The 19,193-nt window shown below is 35.8% G+C and carries 18 protein-coding genes and 3 other annotated features; all 18 genes read right to left on the bottom strand.

Features of this window, described 5'->3' with window-relative positions; translation table 11 throughout:
- Positions 1–97 precede the first annotated feature (97 nt).
- The 18 genes from rpmA to HW423_RS09465 all read right to left on the bottom strand — a co-directional run bounded on the left by rpmA (position 98) and on the right by HW423_RS09465 (position 19,075).
- Positions 98–388 carry a 50S ribosomal protein L27 gene (rpmA, locus tag HW423_RS09550; RefSeq protein ID WP_197105071.1) on the bottom strand — a complete coding sequence of 97 codons (291 nt, stop codon included), beginning with the start codon at positions 386–388 and terminating at the stop codon, positions 98–100.
- A 13-nt stretch (positions 389–401) separates the two neighbouring features.
- Positions 402–749: a ribosomal-processing cysteine protease Prp gene (locus HW423_RS09545; protein ID WP_218931685.1), complete on the bottom strand. Its 348-nt coding sequence runs from the start codon at positions 747–749 to the stop codon at positions 402–404.
- A gap of 2 nt (positions 750–751) precedes the next feature.
- Entirely contained in the window at positions 752–1,060 is a 309-nt protein-coding gene (gene rplU, locus HW423_RS09540) for a 50S ribosomal protein L21 (protein WP_138403602.1), read from the bottom strand.
- Positions 1,061–1,102: 42 nt separating this feature from the next.
- Positions 1,103–1,178: a sequence feature (ribosomal protein L21 leader region), on the bottom strand.
- Between the two features lie 61 nt (positions 1,179–1,239).
- A complete protein-coding gene (locus HW423_RS09535; RefSeq protein ID WP_218931684.1) occupies positions 1,240–1,866 on the bottom strand; it encodes a DUF1054 family protein in 627 nt (208 codons plus the stop codon).
- 9 nt (positions 1,867–1,875) lie between these two features.
- On the bottom strand, positions 1,876–2,853 hold the full coding sequence (locus HW423_RS09530; protein ID WP_218931683.1) for a dipeptidase: 978 nt from the start codon (positions 2,851–2,853) through the stop codon (positions 1,876–1,878).
- A 16-nt stretch (positions 2,854–2,869) separates the two neighbouring features.
- Positions 2,870–4,237 carry a Sapep family Mn(2+)-dependent dipeptidase gene (locus tag HW423_RS09525; protein WP_218931682.1) on the bottom strand — a complete coding sequence of 456 codons (1,368 nt, stop codon included), beginning with the start codon at positions 4,235–4,237 and terminating at the stop codon, positions 2,870–2,872.
- Between the two features lie 141 nt (positions 4,238–4,378).
- Positions 4,379–5,182: a transporter substrate-binding domain-containing protein gene (locus HW423_RS09520; RefSeq protein ID WP_218931681.1), complete on the bottom strand. Its 804-nt coding sequence runs from the start codon at positions 5,180–5,182 to the stop codon at positions 4,379–4,381.
- 43 nt (positions 5,183–5,225) lie between these two features.
- A complete protein-coding gene (locus HW423_RS09515) occupies positions 5,226–6,041 on the bottom strand; it encodes a transporter substrate-binding domain-containing protein (protein WP_218931680.1) in 816 nt (271 codons plus the stop codon).
- A 110-nt stretch (positions 6,042–6,151) separates the two neighbouring features.
- Positions 6,152–6,373 (bottom strand) — a binding site (T-box leader).
- 111 nt (positions 6,374–6,484) lie between these two features.
- Positions 6,485–7,027: a rod shape-determining protein MreD gene (mreD, locus tag HW423_RS09510; protein WP_218931679.1), complete on the bottom strand. Its 543-nt coding sequence runs from the start codon at positions 7,025–7,027 to the stop codon at positions 6,485–6,487.
- A complete protein-coding gene (mreC, locus tag HW423_RS09505) occupies positions 7,028–7,867 on the bottom strand; it encodes a rod shape-determining protein MreC (protein ID WP_218931678.1) in 840 nt (279 codons plus the stop codon).
- 27 nt (positions 7,868–7,894) lie between these two features.
- Positions 7,895–8,914 carry a rod shape-determining protein gene (mreB, locus tag HW423_RS09500; protein WP_218931677.1) on the bottom strand — a complete coding sequence of 340 codons (1,020 nt, stop codon included), beginning with the start codon at positions 8,912–8,914 and terminating at the stop codon, positions 7,895–7,897.
- A 222-nt stretch (positions 8,915–9,136) separates the two neighbouring features.
- The gene (locus HW423_RS09495; RefSeq protein ID WP_218931676.1) at positions 9,137–10,540 is read right to left on the bottom strand and encodes an aldehyde dehydrogenase family protein; all 1,404 of its coding nucleotides are present in this window, start codon (positions 10,538–10,540) and stop codon (positions 9,137–9,139) included.
- 219 nt (positions 10,541–10,759) lie between these two features.
- Positions 10,760–10,960 (bottom strand): cold-shock protein, encoded by a 201-nt coding sequence (locus HW423_RS09490; RefSeq protein WP_138403612.1) that lies wholly within the window; start codon positions 10,958–10,960, stop codon positions 10,760–10,762.
- 158 nt (positions 10,961–11,118) lie between these two features.
- A complete protein-coding gene (gene radC, locus HW423_RS09485; RefSeq protein WP_218931675.1) occupies positions 11,119–11,814 on the bottom strand; it encodes a RadC family protein in 696 nt (231 codons plus the stop codon).
- A gap of 55 nt (positions 11,815–11,869) precedes the next feature.
- Entirely contained in the window at positions 11,870–13,210 is a 1,341-nt protein-coding gene (locus tag HW423_RS09480) for a bifunctional folylpolyglutamate synthase/dihydrofolate synthase (protein ID WP_218931674.1), read from the bottom strand.
- 107 nt (positions 13,211–13,317) lie between these two features.
- Positions 13,318–15,951: a valine--tRNA ligase gene (locus HW423_RS09475; RefSeq protein ID WP_218931673.1), complete on the bottom strand. Its 2,634-nt coding sequence runs from the start codon at positions 15,949–15,951 to the stop codon at positions 13,318–13,320.
- Positions 15,952–16,041: 90 nt separating this feature from the next.
- Positions 16,042–16,245: a binding site (T-box leader), on the bottom strand.
- A 79-nt stretch (positions 16,246–16,324) separates the two neighbouring features.
- Positions 16,325–17,059, bottom strand: coding sequence for an NAD-dependent protein deacylase (locus HW423_RS09470; RefSeq protein WP_218931672.1), 735 nt, complete (start codon positions 17,057–17,059; stop codon positions 16,325–16,327).
- A 93-nt stretch (positions 17,060–17,152) separates the two neighbouring features.
- A complete protein-coding gene (locus HW423_RS09465) occupies positions 17,153–19,075 on the bottom strand; it encodes a fructose-1,6-bisphosphatase (RefSeq protein ID WP_218931671.1) in 1,923 nt (640 codons plus the stop codon).
- Positions 19,076–19,193 lie beyond the last annotated feature (118 nt).

The raw sequence follows: 19,193 nt of genomic DNA, 5'->3' as shown, positions 1-19,193 counted from the left end.
GTATAAATCTACCAAAAACAAAACAAAAAAATAAGCCAGTTTAGACTTTTAAATCGTCTAAACTGGCTTATTTCAATTGATTCTTAATTAATACTAATTAAGCTTCTTGAACTGCAGGGTATACAGAAACTTGCTTTTTGCTGTGTCCTTTGCGCTCAAATTTAACAACACCGTCAACTAGTGCGAATAATGTATCATCCCCACCACGACCTACGTTGTTACCTGGGTGGATTTTAGTTCCACGTTGGCGGAAAATGATTGATCCACCTGTAACAGTTTGTCCGTCAGATGCTTTTGCACCTAAACGTTTAGCGATTGAGTCACGACCGTTTTGTGTCGAACCTCCACCTTTTTTCGTAGCGAACATTTGTAAATTAAGTTTTAACATTCCAATGCACCTCCTATGATATAAATTCTTTTTCGTAGATATTTATAAATTCAGGATAACTCTCTGCCAGCACTTCAAAAGCAAAATGCAAATGTTGAAGTAATAACTGCGCATCATGAGTCACTGATTTACCTAAATTTGATGGTAGCGTTACTTTTAAGTAACCTCCCTCAATTTCGTTTACTTCTGTTTCAACTTCAATGTTCAATAATTGAACTAATGAATTCTCAACTGAAATAACTTGACTCGATACTGCCGCACAAACAATATCATAACCTGGATCTGCATAACCAGCGTGACCCGTCATTAAGACTTGTTTAATGTGCTTATGAGTATCGCGATAAAATGATATGTTAATCATTTTTATGCGTTAATTGAGTTAATTGTAACTTTTGTATACGGTTGACGGTGACCTTGTTTAGTATGAGAGTCTTTACGACGTCTGTATTTGAAGATTGTTACTTTTTTGCCGCGTCCTTGTTTTTCAACAGTCGCTTCAACAGTAGCACCTTCTACAAATGGAGCACCAATTTTAGTGTCTTCTCCACCTACTAATACAACTTCATCAAATGTGACTGTGTCACCTTCGTTAACGTCTAACTTCTCAATGAAGATTGTTTGTCCTTCTTCAACTTTTACTTGTTTTCCGCCAGTTTTAATAATTGCGTACATTCAAGCACCTCCTATATTTTTATTGTCAGAGTAATCACTTACTCCTACACCGAGACTCGCCATTTTAAGTGGATGTTTCCATCACTTATAAACTTAAGATGTGCGGTTGCAGATGGGTGCACAAATACAACAGTAGTATCATAGCAAAATAATAGATAAGTGTCAACTATTTTTAATAATTATTCATAAAATTTCATTGCTTTTTGATACATAGGTAAAAGCTCATCAACTGTCTTTGCTAGCCAAACTTTATAGTCTTCTTCAGACTGTAATTGATGGTTTATCTTAGGTTCAATTCTCCCAATCATAAACTCTGCACTTTTAACTGTTTCTAGACGTTCGAATAACTTAGCTAAATCCGCTTCTTGAATCGTTTCATAAGCCAATTTGGTATGATTGGGAATAATCATTATATCCTCAGGTAAAGATTGAAACGCTTCAATATCGTCCTGAAAGAGTTTCGCAATATCTTTTTGATATAAGATATTATCAATAAAAGACAACATAATAAAAAGATATTCTCCATTAATCCCAATTTGAAAATGAGGATATTTCTTATAACCACGGTTATCTCCACCAATGGCACACCAAGTTGATTCTAGCTCGTGAACTGAGCGTTGGATATGCTTGGCAACATGGACTGGCAAGGATTCAGTTGAATTCAATTTTGTTTGAATATGCTCTGAAACTAACCGACCATAATATCTAAATAATGGTTGAATTTCTGAGCGAATCATAGGCATTTGTGTATCTAAACCTTTAACATTGAAGAGATTGAATTCCTCTTCAGTAAAAATATATTCCATCATATTCTCCTATTTCATTACATCTTTAATTACACGCATTGTATTTTGGAAACCAAATTTTTCAATAGTTCCATAATCCCATCCTGAATGCCATAAGGCATCAAATAACAGATTCATCTTATCTGGTCCATCAATTTCTAACTCACCACTCATGCCGTCAAAGTCTGTTCCTAAGGCGAGGACTTCTGCACCACCAATGTTACGAATGTGGTCCAAGTGTTCAATCATAACTTTAATGGTCGATTGATTTTGAGTGATATCTTTATTTAGGAAATTACCAAAGAAATTCAAACCAATGACTCCACCAGACTCAGCGATTTTCTTGATCATATCATCTGACAAGTTTCTTGGGTGCGGCGAAAGGGCTCTTGCATTCGAATGACTCGCAATAATTGGTTTGTTTGAAGTTTCAATCACATCGTAGAACCCACCATCAGACAGATGCGAGACATCAATTACCATGCCAAGGCTATTCATTAATTCAATGACTTCAAAGCCGAATTTCTTTAAGCCTTTTCGCATATCGTTTTTGTCAAAACTATTCGGGTATCCAATGGAATTTTCTTTATTCCAAGTAAGTGTGACTAATCTAAAGCCCATCTCGTATAGATCTTCTAAGCGAGTGAGATCTTCCCCAATCGGTCTACCGTCTTCTAAAGTTAAGAATATCGAGATATTATTAGCCATTTGATTGCTTCCAAGTGTCTCATAGTTAGTTGCTAATTGAATGCTATTACTAAACTTATCAATACTTTCTTGTAAATGTTTGTATAGTTGATCGATGTATTCTTTATCGCTAATTATTGGTCTATTTTGCTTTTTAAAGATGGCTTCATTTAACATAAAGACTGCCAAAAATTGTGCCATCGCTCCACCTTGACTTAATCGTTGAATATCGAGGTGAGTTTGAGAATTGTGCATTAAAGAATCGGCACCTGATAACGACGTATGCATAAGTGTGTCTGCATGTAAATCAATGAACTTCATACATAAACCCTACTTTCTATAATTGAATTAAACGAACCATTGCATCTGTTAGAGCACCCAAAACGGTCGGTATGGCTGATAAATTAAAGTATTCATCTGCCTGATGTGCGCGGTTTTCCATACCATCATTTAAGTATGTGATTCCGAATGCGACACCAACTCCCTGGAATAATTTGGCATAAGTAATGCCCCCACTATAAAATGCAGGCTGATTCTCTGAAATCCAATCATCATAAACTCCCATTAATTGATTTACATAGGGATTATGCATTGAAATTTCAGTAGGTGGGAAGTGGAAATGATTCTCAATAGTAAAGTTTGGAAACTTACTTGCTAAAGTTGTTTGTAATTGGTCTTTAGTAACCGGATTAGGGAAACGAATATCTACCACAAGTCCAAGTTCGCCATCTGTTAAATGACATTGTGACGGATTCACAGTCGGTGACCCCATAGGTTCATAGTGTGATTTTAAGTCTAAACCACCACCGTTGTAGTCATTAAAAGCTGCATTAAATGGCACTGCCCATTCTTCATCTAATTTCTCCGCTAGCAATTTGAATAAGTGTGCGAGTGCATTTTCTCCTAATTCAGGCTTTGAACTGTGTGCTGATTTCCCATAAATAGTTAAACTATTACCAACTAACGCATGTTTGAAAGTTAATTCCTCAAGTGCTTCAGTGACTTTATCTATCGCTTCTTCTTTAAGAATGACATCAACACGATCATTAATCGCATTTTCAGAGTTAAATGTTTCGATTGTGTCAACTATCGTTGATTGAATTTGCCCTTCTAATGAAAAGGCTGCATCCCCTTTTTCACCAAGTGTTATTTGGAATGATGAATCTGGTGTAAACATAAAGTTCGGTAAGCCATTTTGTTCTACATAGTATACAATATCTTCGAATGAACTCTCTTCATCTGTTCCTACTACGAGACGTAAATTATGGGTTAAAGTTAAATCCATTTCTTTAATCATTAGTAAAGATACATAGGACAACCAAACAGCCACTTTCATATCTTGAGCACCACGTGCGTAGAGATTATCTCCTACAATTTCTGCTCCAAATGGATCGTAATTCCAACCATCTCCAACTGAAACGACATCCATGTGTCCAACAACGTCAATTCGTTTGTCAGTCTTTTCAGATGCAGGTAGTTCGATAACTAAATACTGGCCTTTATCGTTAAAAGTATTAAAGCCATCTTGATCGGCTCTTTCCTTCATCCAAGCAAGTCCGTTCGCGATGCCTTCACCATAAGGTGCGTCTTCAGATACAGTCTCTTCTTCGTATATTGTTGGAATCTGTAATAAGTCAACCATTCCTTCAATAATCATGTCATTGTGCTGTTCTGTCCATTGTTTAATTCGTTCTGCTAAATTCATTCAACAAAATCCTCCCGTTAAAACTTATCTTTAACTAAAAATATGATAAAAAGGTTTAGTTTCTTAATAAGTTTAACATATTTATATTAATTTAAAAAAAGAACCGTCAGTAGTATTACAAACGGCTCCTTTGATTTTTCTTTAGATTAACTCTATATATTTTTCAATTAATTCATCATACTCGCCATTTTCAACCATTTCTTCAACAACGCCATTAATGACTTCTAACAAATCTTCGTTATCTTTATTCAAAATAACTGATTGACCTGTCTGAGCTTCTTCATCAATGAATGGGAATTCTTCTAAAAGAACTAGTTTATCAGTATTTTGCTTTATAAATTGAGCTGCTGCGACTTCGTCTAATAAAACAGCATCTAAACGGTTTGTTAATAGTGATTGTATTAAATCATTATTTTTCCCTAGAGAAGTTAAAACTGCATCAGGGAATTGACTTAGAATGATTCCTTCTTGAATTGAAGCTTTTTGAGCACCTAAGCGTTTCTCAGTAAAAGCTGAGGCATCTTCAAACTGTTCTGCGTCTTCAGCACGAACAACGAAGTAATCTGTTGTTTCATAATAAGGTGTTGAGAAATCAACTTGCCCAGCACGTTCTTCAGTATAACCCATACCAGCAATTAAGATATCCACACGATTTGTCTTTAATGAAGGGATTAAACCGTCAAAGCCCATATTTTCTATAACGAGTTCTACCCCAATTTCGTCAGCAATCTTTTGTGCTAAATCAATATCTGCTCCAATAATTTCTTCTTGTCCATCTTCGATAGAAATCCATTCGAAAGGCGGATAATCAGCCGATGTTCCAACAACAAGTTGCCCTTTTTCTTTAATGCTCTCTAGCGTTGTTAGTGCTTTTGCGTTTGTTAATGGTAAGACAAGTGATGCTAGTAACATCACAGCTATGATAACTTTCATTATTTTTTTCATTGTTACGCCTCCTGATATTGTCCGCTGATGCTTTCTTTATCGCCTACTCTTCCGTTTGTTCAGCATTTAATTCTGTATTCTTAGTTACGATTTCTTCCATTTGTTCTGATTCAGTAACGTCAGCGATAACTTTATTGATGGCTTCCATTAACTCAGTGTTACCTTTAGCCGTTACAGCAGCGAAACCTTCGTTTTCTTCTTCAACTTGGATGCCGTCTAGTAAGACAATGGCGTCACTGTTTAAGTTAACGAATTCACCAACGACGATACCGTCCATTAAGACTGCATCCACTCGTTTTGATTTTAGAGCTTCGATAAGATCGCCATTTTTGTTCATTGATACTAATTCAGCATCAGGAAGAACATCATTTAGTAAACTTTCTTGAATTGTACCTTTTTGAACACCAATCTTTAAATTAGCGAAATCTTCAATTGACTCAAAGTTTCCTTCTTCTCCAACAGGGACAACGAATTTACTATTTGTTTCATAATAAACTTCTGAAAAGTCTACTTGCTCAGCACGTTCTTCAGAATAAGTCATTCCAGCAAGAACCATGTCTACACGGCCTGAGCTAACTGAAGGAATTAAACCATCAAATGATGTATCTTCAATAACTAACTCAACACCAATTTCATCGGCAATTAATTGTGCTAGATCCGCATCAATCCCAACGACTTGTGCTTCGCTTCCATCTAGGACTACCCATTCAAATGGCGGGAAATCAGCACTTGTACCTACGACTAATTCACCTGCTTCTTGAATATTAGCTAATGTTTTTTGAGCTTCTGCAGGTTTCACTGAAGCGAATAACCCTAATACGACACCGATTGTTAATAATACTTTCATCATTTTTTTCATTTTTATTTCTCCTTTTTGTTTGTTTATTTAATTCAACTTCAACACGACTGTTAAATCTTAAGTCTTATATACAAATGTACATAAAAATACCCGTCTCTAGTTCCTTCGAACATAGAGACGGGTTTGAGACCGCGGTACCACTCTAGTTAACTCCTCTAGATAAACTAGACGAATTCCCTCAATATTGTTAACGCTCAGACAGCGAAGCAAGCTACTTATTCACTTGCTTGTCTCATAAGTGCGGTTCAACAATAATTCATCGGTAAGCTTCCACTCTACCTTACCTCGCTTTGATATGCTTTATTGTTTACTCTCTTAATCTCAGACTTAATTTATTAACTTGAGATGAGTTTAGCAATTCTTATGAAATAAGTCAACTCCTTTTCATCATTTTATTAAAATAATTTTCATAAAGCTGTGATTTTATCATTACATTCTAATGGTTAGAATATAATGTAATCTTCGTAACCTAACCAATTTAATAAGCTTCTTGTTGGAAAATAAAGAATGATCGCCATCACAATATTAAAGATTAATGTCGGACTCAACCTTGAAACTAAAAAGCCTGTCATTGAGATCATTGATGTGCCTAATTCATTATAAAAGACGTAAACTAAGGCATCGAGAATTACAATCCCTACAAAGAATAACATCGCATGAACTGGCATCTTCTTTGGAAAATACTTTTTAACTTTAATAATTAAATAAGCAATAATAAAATATAAAGTAGCATAAACACCTAAGACTGTCGTGTTATACGAATCATAGAATAAACCAAAGATAAAACTATAAATTAAAATATTACTTTCACGAAAATAAAAAGCAAATGTCACAATATAATACAAAGTGATATGTGATACGATCACTTGGCCATTCCCTAAAAATGCAGTTGGAAATATGGCTGGGAAGGCTGCATCAATAATTGTTGTTAGGAATAAAATTACAGGGATTGTCCACTTTAATCTTTGCCACCGATTGATTCTCATCTACTCACTCTGCCCTTCACCGATAATCACTGTTACAAAACGTATATCGGTCATCTCTCCCGCAGGTTCAATTTCAACAACTTGGAATAAGCCATAATCATCCATATAAGACTCAGCTACTTCGCCAATTAATAAAGTTGCTGGAGTGATTCCACCAAGACCTGATGTAATAACCATATCACCACTTGCCACTTCTGCAGCTGGATCGACTTGTGTCATAATATAATGTCCGGTTCTTGGATCATATGAACTCACAATACCATTGGCTGATGAATCACCTTGCGTTTGGATTCTTGCAGAGACCATGCTTTCGTTTTGTTGTTGTGTTGTTAATAACATCACTTTAGAACTCGTTGGGTTTACTTCGACAATACGTCCAATTAAACCATTCCCAGCCATGACAGACATGTCTTTTTTGATACCTTCATTGGCTCCAACATTAATTGTTAGTGTTTCCATCCATTGGTCAGGGTTCCTAGAAATGACCGTTGCATTGACACGAGTAAAGTCACTTAACGTCTCTGATAAATCTAATTCTTGACGCATTTTTTCATTTTCTGTTTCTAAATCTGCGATTCTTACTTGCATCTCATCGATTTCATCGATTTTAGATTTTAAACTTTGATTTTCTTCAAAGGTATTTATTAATTCATCAACTGAATCAACAAAATTCACTACGATATTCACGGGAGCAGAGAAGACTCTTCCAACCCACGCACCGGTTTCATTGACTGCACTACTGACAACATTAGTAGTCCCATTATTCAGTGAAAAGAATACCAATGAAATTACGGCTATACCTGAGATCAGTAATCCGATTAATTTCTTATTATTTAACATTCATTCCTCTTCCTTACCTAAAAAACTCTAGCGTGAGCGACGCTCGTGTTCTTTACCTTGTTTATTTAGTTCTTTTAGCATCTTTCCTGCACCAATTGCGACACTATCGAGAGGTATCTTAGATAAGTGCACAGGGATACCAATTTCGTCATATAATCTTTCAGGTAGACGCTTCAATAAAGCACCTCCGCCTGATAGGACAATGCCAGATTCCATTATATCAACAGAAAGCTCAGGTTTCGTCACTTCTAACACTTGTTTAATTGACGTTACGATCATCGAGATGACTTCATCTAAGGCTTCAGAAACAACCTTAGCATATATAATTCGCTCATCAGGAACACCTGTTGCAATATTCCGACCTTTAACGACCATCTTATCATTTTTATCATATTCAGTAAATTTCGCATTCCCAATTTCTATCTTCAATGCTTCTGCTTCACCGTAGCCAATGGCTAATTGATAATTTTCACGAACAAATGCTTGAATCGCTTCATTCATGCGATTCCCACCAGCACGAGTTGTAATATTATCTACAACTTCACCATAAGAGATAGTCGCAACATCCGTTGTTCCACCACCAATATCGACCACCATCTTTCCGCGGGGTTCGGATATTGATAAATCAGCACCTAAAGCTGCTGCAAACGGCTCCTCAATGATCATAGCACGTGAAATTCCTAAGTCTTTAATGGCGTCAATCATTGCTCGTCTTTCAACTTTTGAAATATTACTTGGCACACAGATAACTACTTCTGGCCGTGAAATGGACCGATGAACAGCTTGTTTTATATAGTGAGATAACATCTGTTTTGTTAATTCAAAATTTGCAATAACCCCATCACGCATTGGCCGAATAATTTCATATTTGTCAGAGGTTCTTCCAACTAACTGCTCAGCTTCTTTTCCAAAGGCAACAATTTCACCGGTTTCTATTTGCTTGGCAACAATGGAAGGTTCTCTCAGCGCAATGCCTTTTTTCTCAATATAAATGATGGTGTTAGCAGTACCGAGGTCAATGCCTAGTCTTTGCTTATTCCAAAACATTGCTTCTCCTCCTTTTGACAAGAATATAATCATACCAAAACATTATATCAAACCAATCAGTCGAAAAGCTACCAATCTTCACACTCTTAATAAAATTATATAAGTTTTTTTCAATTTGTAAACTAAATAACTAGGATTTACTCGAACTTCTTACATGAGACTTCTTATTCTTCTTATTTTTTCCATAAAAAAAGGGGCTATCTTGCTAGCCCCTAGTAAAATTTATTTAAAGATCGCTTTAATTTCTAAGTAATCTTCAATTCCGTAGTGGCCTTTCTCCCGGCCAACACCAGATTGTTTATAACCTCCGAAAGGTGCCGCATTGTTAACTGTCGCTCCGTTAACAATAACATTTCCTGTTCTAAGTTGACGAGCTACTTCTAAAGCTTCTTCTTCGACACCCACAACAGCGCCGCTTAGACCGTATTCTGAGTCGTTCGCGATTTCAATGGCTTCAGCGACATCTTTATAAGTAATAACTGAAAGCACCGGGCCAAAAATTTCTTCTTGTGCGATGGTCATATCGTTAGAAACATTCACAAATACAGTTGGTTCAACAAAGTACCCTTTACGGTCAATTTCATTCCCACCAATAAGAACTTCCGCTCCTTCTTGTTTTCCTTTTTCAATGTATTCAAGAACTGTTTCTTTTTGTCCTTTTGAAACTAGGGGACCAACAACAACCTCTTTATCATTTGGGTCGCCGACTTTAGCCTCTTCGACATATTCAACAAGAGCCTTTTTCACGGCGTCAAGTTCATCTTCTGGCACAAGTAAGCGAGTTAAGGCAGAACACGATTGTCCTGTATTATTTAATACCGTATCCATTGAAGATTTCACTGCTGTTTGTAAATCACCATTTTTTAAATAAACTAAGGCAGATTTACCACCTAGTTCAAGTACAAGCTTTTTAATGCCACCTTTAGCTCTGTCGTATAAATTACGACCGACATCCGTCGAACCTGTGAAGGAAATTAAGCCGACATCAGGATGTCCTGCTAAGTAGTCCCCTAAATCACTTCCGCTACCTGTAATTAAGTTGAAAACACCTTTAGGTAACCCAGCTTTATCAATGATTTCAGCTAGTATCATTGCGGTTATCGGTGTATCCGAAGCAGGTTTAACAACGACTGTATTCCCTGCTAAGAGTGCGGGTGTAATTTTACGCTGAATTTGGTTTAAAGGATAGTTCCATGGTGTAACAGCTGCAACAACACCAACGCCCTCTTTCATAATGGTCGCATTCTCAATTTCTTCTGTAAAATCAAATTGTTTTAATGCTTCAACAGAAGCCTCTAGTTCTTCAGCTGAACGAACGACTTGAGAATATTCACTAAAACTACGAGCAGATCCTAGTTCTGCTACGACTGAGTCTGTAATTTCCTCTGCTCTTTCACGAATGCCTTTTCCAATTTTTAAGACATATTCCGCGCGCTCTTCAGGTGATAACGTGTTCCAACTTGGGAATGCTCTTTTTGCAGCTGCAACAGCTTTATTCGCGTCCTCTTTATTTCCAATTGGAACTTTCGCAATGACTTCCTCGGTTGTAGGGTTAATAACATCTTTTGTCTCTGGGCTTTGACTATTTGTCCAAGCACCATCGATATACATTTGGTAAGTCTTCACTAATTTTTCCCCTTTCATGATTATAAGCATCATATGATTAAATTCATTCAATAAATACATGACTCACTATCAATATAATGGCTTAATATTTACTCTGTTCACAATCCAGTCTATCATCGGAAGCACTTTCATTCAATTTATATGCATATAAAAAAGCTCAAGACAAATGTCCTGAGCTTTACTCTTTAAAGAGATTTTAATTAGTCATTGTTAACAAAATTATAGTTTATTAACGTTAGCTGCTTGAGGTCCGCGAGCTCCTTCTTCAATATCGAAAGATACTTCTTGACCTTCTTCTAAAGATTTGAATCCGTCACCTTGGATTGCTGAGAAATGTACAAATACGTCCGCTTCTCCATCACGTTCGATGAATCCAAATCCTTTACCAGCGTCAAACCATTTTACTTTTCCTTCTGCCATTTTCATAGCCTCCTCTTCGTGCCTAGCACTTGTATTATATTCTTGCTGATGGTACGAATCGAATTATTTAAAAATCTTTCTTACCTCTGACAAAAACATATGTTAATGTTATCACAATGGATAAAAAATGCAATATTTTTACATTTTTATTTAAAAATTTAATCAAATAAGTCCGTGGTTTCATGAATACTTAAATATTCATGCTGCCCTATAATCAAATGATCCAAAACATTAATCCCCATTAACTCACCACACGCAATCATTCGCCTTGTAAAGTGTAAGTCTGCTGGGCTTGGTTGTGTATCCCCACTTGGATGATTATGAGCGATGATAATTCGAGCCGTTGGATACTTTACCGCTTCTTTGAAAATCTCTCTAGGATGCGCGACAGAACTATTTACGGAGCCAATAAAGATAGTCTGTTTCTTAATAATTTCATTTTTGGTATTAAGAAATAACACAACAAGATGTTCTTGATGTAAATCAGCCATTTCTGTAATGAGCCATTCCCCTGCAGACTTGGTAGACACAATATGTCCATACTTTGGTACTGCACTCGTCGCAATCCGGTAACCTAATTCTATCGCGGCTTTAAGTTCAATGGCCTTCACCGGTCCGACACCTTTGACTTGTTGAAACTCTTCAATGCTGGAATGTTTTAATTCATTTAAATTTTGAAAGTGATCGATAAAACGCAGCGAAAGATTGAGTACATTCTCTTCTCGTGTTCCAGTTCTAAACAATATTGCTAACAATTCCTGATCTGACAAGGCTCTTTCACCATAGGTCAATAATCTTTCCCTCGGTTGCAAATTTTTTGGAACTTCTCGAATAAATGATTTTGAAATGTACATAAAAATACCTCCTTTTTGTGTATATATATAAATACGCAAAAAAGAGTCATTTCCATTATTTTATTTTCACTTTTTTCAAAAATAATTGTCTCACATCTGAAACAAAGTACAATGATCCTGTAACTAATAGGATTCTATCCTTAGTTTCATCAGCTTTTTCGACAAATTCTAAAAGAAAACCTTGCCAGTCCTCAACCATTGTAAATGAAGTATTGAGTAATTCATCTGCTAACTCTTCAAAATCATCAATCGACATCGCTTTTCGATGATCAAATTGAGTTAAATAAAGTTTTTCAGCTTCAAAGGCTTGTAATATTGGCAATTGTTCATCTTGATTTTTCGTCGATAAGCCTGCGTACAAAATTATTATTTCTTTATCATAGAAGTATTCATCGACCAGAGTTTTTAGTGCAGTTAAACCATGCGCATTATGAGCACCATCGATATATATAATTGGGTTATCCGAAATTTTCTCCATTCGGGCCATCCATTTTGTATGTTTTAACGCATAGGCAGCATCTTCAAAATTAATGTGTTGGTCGAGATGTGACATCCAAGCAATAAATGCTTTTAAAGCAATTGTGGCATTATCTATTTGATAACGTCCTAGCATCGTAATATGCCAATTTCGAACTTGTTTTTGACCGTCAACGATTTGCCAAAAGTCAAATGAAGACCCCTTTTCCTTTAAGTTTTGGATAGAGTCAAAACCATAATCGACACCAAATTTCACATGCGAGCCATTCTTTAATTTTGCACGTTCACTTACAACATTTAAGGGAGAGGCTTGGATGGGGCCAGTGACTACAATCGATTTCTCTTTAATAATCCCTGACTTTTCAGAAGCGACTGCTTCAACAGTATCTCCCAATAAATCTTCATGATCTAAACCAATAGTTGTAAGAATCGCTAAATCAGCTTTAAATACATTGGTACAATCATTTTCCCCACCAATACCTACTTCAATTAAACAAACATTAGGTTGTTTTTCCTGGAAGTACAGAGCCATCATGACAGTATAAAGTTCAAAGAAAATTAAACGTCCATATTCTGTTGTTTCCATATATTCATTAACTTCAACCATTTGTTCGATAATTCGAATTAAATCATCATCACTAATATTTTCGCCATTGTAACTGATTCTTTCGTTAAAGCGCATAATATGTGGTGATGTAAAAGTTCCAACAGCTAATCCTTGGCTTAGTAACAATTCTTTAAGAAAAGTAGTTGTTGATCCTTTACCATTCGTTCCAGTTATATGAATAACTGGAAGTCCTAGGTGTGGATTATTAACATAGTTCATTGCTGTTTCAATTTTCTTAAGACCAATTCTTTGTTTAGGATTTGTTTGTGCATCTAGCCAAGCAGTTGCTTGTTCGACAGTAGTAAATTTCATTTTATAATCAAGACTCCCCGTTAATATAATTCGAATATTAACTCCCCTGAAAATAATACTTCTTGTTCATTGCCCAATTGTTTCTTTTAGGGAATACTCGTTGTTTTTTATAGTGCTTTTAATTCTGCAATTCTTTCGGTAACTGCAGTTAATTGTTTGTTATAGTCTGCTTCTTTAGCGCGTTCTTCATTGACAACGGCTTCAGGAGCTTTTTTAACAAAGTTTTCGTTACCTAATTTTTTAACTAAACGTTCAACTTCTTTTTCTAGTTTAGCTTTTTCTTGTTCAAGACGTTTAATTTCGTCTTCAATCTTAATTAAGCCCTCTAATGGCATTAAGACTTGTGCGAACGGTAAAGTTTGTGTTACAACTTCACTCGGTGTTTCAACTTCGCTACCAATTTCTAAATGCTCTGGGTTACAGAATCGTTGAATGTAAGCAATGTTTTCTTCTAATACGTTACGATCTGATTCGTCTGTTACTTTGATGTATAAATCAACCGCTTTTGAAAGTGGCGTATTCATCTCATTACGAATTTGACGAACCGAACGAATAATATCAATTAATTTCGTCATTGCTTCTTCACTATCTTTGTCAATGAACTTATCTTGTACAGTTGGATAGTTTGATACAACAATTGACTCATCTGCGGGAGCAATTTGTTGCCAAATTTCCTCAGTCACGAATGGCATAATTGGATGTAATAGACGTAAGAATTGGTCTAGTACATAGACTAAAATACTTTTCGTTGTTGTGTTATCTGTACTAACATCTTGTAAGTTTTCTTTTGTCATTTCGATATACCAATCGCAGTAATCATCCCAAATAAAGTGGTATAACACACGACCCGCTTCCCCAAACTCAAACTTATCGAATAAGCGAGTAACATTCTCTGTTACAGATTGTAGGCGTGATAAAATCCAACGATCCGCTAAGGACATATCGTCACCAATTTGAACTTCTTCAAGCGTCATATCATCCACATTCATTAATACATAACGGCTTGCGTTCCATATCTTATTAATAAAGTTCCATGCTGATGCTAATTTTTCTGGAATATAACGAACATCTTGCCCTGGTGCTGAGCCGTTCGCTAAGAACCAACGTAAAGCATCCACACCATACTCTTCAATCACATCCATTGGATCAATTCCGTTCCCTAAAGATTTACTCATCTTACGACCTTCAGGATCACGAATTAAACCATGCATTAAAACATTCTTAAATGGTCTTTCTCCAGTAAATTCTAATGATTGGAAAATCATACGACTTACCCAGAAGAAGATAATATCATAGCCCGTTACTAGCGTATTAGTTGGGAAGTAACGTTTAAGATCGTTAGTTTCTTCGGGCCAACCCATCGTTGAAAATGGCCATAATGCAGATGAGAACCAAGTATCTAATACGTCTTCATCACGCTCCCAGTTTTCAATATCCGATGGTGCTTCTTCACCAACATATACTTCATTTGTTTCTTTATGATACCAAGCTGGGATTTGGTGTCCCCACCATAATTGACGTGAGATAACCCAGTCATGAACATTCTCCATCCAAGTAATAAATGTATCATTGAATCTTGGTGGGAAGAATTCTACCGCATCATCAGTCTTTTGATTATCGATCGCTTGCTTAGCCAAAGGTTCCATTCTTACGAACCATTGAGTTGAAAGATATGGTTCTACAACAGCCCCACTTCTTTCAGAGTGACCCACAGAGTGTAAGTGCTCTTCAACTTTTATTAAGTAACCTTGTTCTTTTAAGTCTTTAACTACTTCTTTACGTGCTTGGAAACGGTCCATGCCTTCGTATTTTCCACCGTTCGCATTAATTGATCCATCTTTATGCATCACATTTAGACGTTCTAAGTCATGACGATTTCCTACTTCAAAGTCATTAGGGTCATGCGCTGGTGTAATCTTAACCACACCTGTTCCGAACTCACGTTCCACGTATTCATCGGCTACAACTGGTATTTCACGGTTCATTAGAGGTAATAGAACAGTCTTACCGATTAAGTGTTGGTAACGTTCATCTTCAGGATGAACTGCAATTGCAGTATCTCCTAACATCGTCTCAGGACGAGTGGTCGCAATTTCTACACGCTCATCTGAACCAACAACTGGATATTCAACATGGTAGAATGCTCCTTGAACATCTTTATGGATAACTTCAATATCTGATAAAGCTGTTTGTGCTACTGGATCCCAGTTAATGATGTATTCACCGCGATAAATTAAATCTTTCTCGTATAATTTAACAAATACTTTATTTACTGCTGTGTTTAAACCTTCATCTAGCGTGAAGCGTTCACGAGAGTAATCGACTGATACCCCCATTTTTCCCCATTGCTCGCGAATATGTGAAGCATATTCCTCTTTCCATTCCCATGTTTTTTCTAAGAATTTCTCACGTCCTAAGTCATGTCTTGAAATTCCTTGTTCACGTAATCTGGCTTCAACTTTTGCTTGAGTGGCGATCCCTGCGTGGTCCATTCCTGGTAACCATAACGTATCAAATCCTTGCATACGTTTTTGACGGATAATCATATCTTGTAATGTAACGTCCCAAGCATGTCCTAAATGGAGTTTACCTGTCACGTTTGGTGGTGGAATAACGATTGAATAAGGTTCTGCATTCGGATTCTCACTCGGTTTAAAAACACCCTTTTCTAGCCATTGTTCATATTTACCCGCTTCAACTTCTTGCGGTTGGTACTTAGTTGATAATACTTTTTTACTCATTATGTCAATCCTTTCTAAGTATAATTATTTTTAGTATGCATTTTTTAAGCGTATCACTTATTTTTCTCACAAAAAAAGTCCTATGTCTAAACATAGGACGACGTTATCGTGGTACCACCTAATTTAATGATTACTCATTCTCTTTGTTTGTATCGAAGTGTCATCTCCGTAAAGCACTCAAAAAAATCTTCGCACTTTATTGCTCCAAGCTACCTTCATCAACATTAGGAACTTTCACCATTTGTCCCTTCTCTGTAGTGTGCTGTCAATTACTCTTCTCTTCTTAGCAATGTATTAAAATATAGACATAGTGTATCAAATCTGACTAGATTCTACAAGTAGCCGATGGCTCATTTTATACCGATCATTAAACTTATCTTAACTTTATTTGGTTAAACACATTTGATAAACTATCTTCAAAAGTTAAAGCCCCATATTGTCCTGCTTGAATGATTGTTTTATTAATAACAACTAAATGTTTTCCACCAAAATAATTCACTAAACCAGCGGCAGGATACACAACTAAAGAAGTTCCTCCAATAATTAGCATATCTGCTTCTTGAATCGCTTTAATCGCATGATTGAGAATATCTTGATCTAAACCTTCTTGGTACAGAACGATGTTTGGTCGAACAATTCCTTGATCATCTGGGCATCTTGGAATGCCATCAGCATCTCTTTCTAACTCTGAAATTGTAAATTCTCGATGACATTTTAGACAATAATTTTCTCTCACCGTTCCATGCAGTTCATAGACTGTCGTACTTCCCGCATCTTGATGCAAGCCGTCAATGTTTTGTGTAATGACTGTGACGTCTTTATTCAACTTTTCTAAATCAGCAATAAATTGATGCGTTGAATTTGGTTTTGCATCAGGATAAATTAATTTATCAAAGTAAAAATCAAAGAAAACTTTAGGATGCTGTTGAAAGAATGAGTGCGAAATAATTTCTTCGGGTGAATATTGGTAACCGGTCTCTTGAACAAAGATTCCTTCTGCCGAACGAAAATCTGGAATCCCACTTTCAGTCGATACACCTGCCCCACCAAAGAAGACGATACGCTTTGAATCTTTTATTTGTTGTTGTAACTTTTCAATATTATTCATAATAGCCTCCTTAATTTATTGTACATATTCATATTACAAAAAAACTCTTTATTTTTCATACAAATCACTTTGCTGAAAAATAAAGAGTAGATGTTAATAACGCTCGTAATTTTTAAAGAGTTCTTCTAAATCAGCAATCTCTTTTTGAAGTTTCTCGCCAACAGTTGTTTCTTTTACTCTTGTTCGATTTTCTACACGATCAACCAATCGTTTAACTGACACGATATCTTTCTTGTTCATCACCGCATCATCGATTGAATCAAATGGCTGGTGAGCTACTAACTGCATACCCCAACTGTTTGATAATAAAGTATAACCAGCAATACCAGTTTGTGAATGATAAGGCTTTGAGAAACCTCCATCAATAACAATTAGGCGACCATTCCCTTTAATTGGGCTTTCACCGTCTTTAGCTTTGACTGGTGTGTGACCATTGATAATATGTGCTGTCTTATCTAGCCCAAATTCATGTAATATGTCTAAACAATTAATCTCATTGTTTCTTAATTGGTAATAAGGATTCTTAGGTTCTTTATGCGTTTCTTTATCTTCGATGTAATAACGTTCAAACGTCTTCATCGCACCTTTTCCGAATAATGACGACGAATCCCCGCACCATAAATACCACATAATATCTGTTGAAAAGTCATCTGAAACTTCTCTGTTCATGAAAGCTTTGTATACATGCAACTCAAAGAAATCGAGTAATTCTTTCCCGGCATACGACTTATTATCAATCCGTAATGATTTAAAATCGCCATTTTCATGCATCGGAATTCCACCATGAATAAGTAGGTTATTATTGTATACTAAATACATTCCGCCATTATCTAATAAGAAGTTAATATGCCGTCTAAGTTTTTCACTACCTATAAATGAATCTTTTAGCTTTTCAAGTAAGATTTCTTCCTCTTCTGTTAATTCATTAGGATTATCCCAATTCACAGTGGGTGCATGAAAATTATTTAATGCATACTCTTTTCCGTCAATTGTAATAGTCTCTTTTTCTGGATTAATGACACTCAACATGTCACGATTTTCCATCATAAAATCAGGTCGTCTAGTATAAAGTTGACCCTCTAGTTTCAATTGAAGAATACTTGTTGCTTGTTGGATAATATTTAAAATTCGATATTCTAATTCAGAAACTTCGTTGATATCGCTCAGTCTAGGTTTGAATTTATCAATAGGCTCATAGTATTTATCTGCATACTCAATTAATGGTCTGATATTAATTCCATATGATTCTTCAATGACATCTAAATTATTATAACGCGCTGAGATTCGAATCACATTCATAATTGACACAAGGGACCCTGCCATCGCTGCCATCCAAATAATATCATGGTTCCCCCATTGGATATCGATACTTGGTACGGCCATTAAACGATCAATAATCTTATCTGGCGCTGGACCTCTATCAAATATATCCCCAACAACGTGTAGGTGATCAACAACTAAATGTTGAATGGCGATACATAGAGAACGAATTAGAGGCTTCGCTTGTCCTAATTCTATGATTTTATCAATAATTGTATCAAAATAATCTTCTTTATTTAAACTTGGGTTAGATTCTGATAATAATTCATCAATAATATAACGGTATTGTGAGTCTAACGTTTTTCTCACTTTTGAACGAGTATATTTTGTACTTGAGAATAAAGTTACCTCAATTAATAAATGAATTTGCTTACGATACCATTTTTTAATCTCTTCACTATTTAATCGATTTTCTTCCAATGTTATCTTACCTGTTGGATAATAGATTAATACGCTTAAATCATCAATATCTACATTATCACGGTCTTTAAAGCAGTTCGTTACCTTTTCCTTAATACTACCTGAACCGTTACGCATAACGTGGTTAAAAGCGACGTACTCACCATGCAAGTCACTCACAAAGTGCTCAGTCCCTTTAGGTAATTGCATAATTGCTTCTAAATTAATAATTTCTGTTAAGACACTTTCCTTAGTCGGAAATTTTTCCTTTAAAAGTGCATAATATTTATTATTCATTCCTCATCACCCCTTTAATATATAATAGTATATTTTATACAAAAAGGCTTTAGTTTTCTTATAGTATTATTTTATTCCTTTTTAAAGTATATCTAATAATTATATTATTAAGTCAAAA

It is taken from the genome of Ruoffia halotolerans (assembly GCF_014049385.1).
GTDB lineage: Bacteria > Bacillota > Bacilli > Lactobacillales > Aerococcaceae > Ruoffia > Ruoffia halotolerans.
The sequence above is the reverse complement of the archived record's forward strand: the minus strand, read 5'-3'. Positions and strand labels throughout refer to the sequence as shown.

Coding starts and splice junctions, on each gene's coding strand:
- rpmA (WP_197105071.1), bottom strand. CDS start 388: ATGTTAAAACTTAATTTACAAATGTTCGCTACGAAAAAAGGTGGAGGT.
- HW423_RS09545 (WP_218931685.1), bottom strand. CDS start 749: ATGATTAACATATCATTTTATCGCGATACTCATAAGCACATTAAACAA.
- rplU (WP_138403602.1), bottom strand. CDS start 1,060: ATGTACGCAATTATTAAAACTGGCGGAAAACAAGTAAAAGTTGAAGAA.
- HW423_RS09535 (WP_218931684.1), bottom strand. CDS start 1,866: ATGGAATATATTTTTACTGAAGAGGAATTCAATCTCTTCAATGTTAAA.
- HW423_RS09530 (WP_218931683.1), bottom strand. CDS start 2,853: ATGAAGTTCATTGATTTACATGCAGACACACTTATGCATACGTCGTTA.
- HW423_RS09525 (WP_218931682.1), bottom strand. CDS start 4,237: ATGAATTTAGCAGAACGAATTAAACAATGGACAGAACAGCACAATGAC.
- HW423_RS09520 (WP_218931681.1), bottom strand. CDS start 5,182: ATGAAAAAAATAATGAAAGTTATCATAGCTGTGATGTTACTAGCATCA.
- HW423_RS09515 (WP_218931680.1), bottom strand. CDS start 6,041: ATGAAAAAAATGATGAAAGTATTATTAACAATCGGTGTCGTATTAGGG.
- mreD (WP_218931679.1), bottom strand. CDS start 7,027: ATGAGAATCAATCGGTGGCAAAGATTAAAGTGGACAATCCCTGTAATT.
- mreC (WP_218931678.1), bottom strand. CDS start 7,867: ATGTTAAATAATAAGAAATTAATCGGATTACTGATCTCAGGTATAGCC.
- mreB (WP_218931677.1), bottom strand. CDS start 8,914: ATGTTTTGGAATAAGCAAAGACTAGGCATTGACCTCGGTACTGCTAAC.
- HW423_RS09490 (WP_138403612.1), bottom strand. CDS start 10,960: ATGGCAGAAGGAAAAGTAAAATGGTTTGACGCTGGTAAAGGATTTGGA.
- radC (WP_218931675.1), bottom strand. CDS start 11,814: ATGTACATTTCAAAATCATTTATTCGAGAAGTTCCAAAAAATTTGCAA.
- HW423_RS09480 (WP_218931674.1), bottom strand. CDS start 13,210: ATGAAATTTACTACTGTCGAACAAGCAACTGCTTGGCTAGATGCACAA.
- HW423_RS09475 (WP_218931673.1), bottom strand. CDS start 15,951: ATGAGTAAAAAAGTATTATCAACTAAGTACCAACCGCAAGAAGTTGAA.
- HW423_RS09470 (WP_218931672.1), bottom strand. CDS start 17,059: ATGAATAATATTGAAAAGTTACAACAACAAATAAAAGATTCAAAGCGT.
- HW423_RS09465 (WP_218931671.1), bottom strand. CDS start 19,075: ATGAATAATAAATATTATGCACTTTTAAAGGAAAAATTTCCGACTAAG.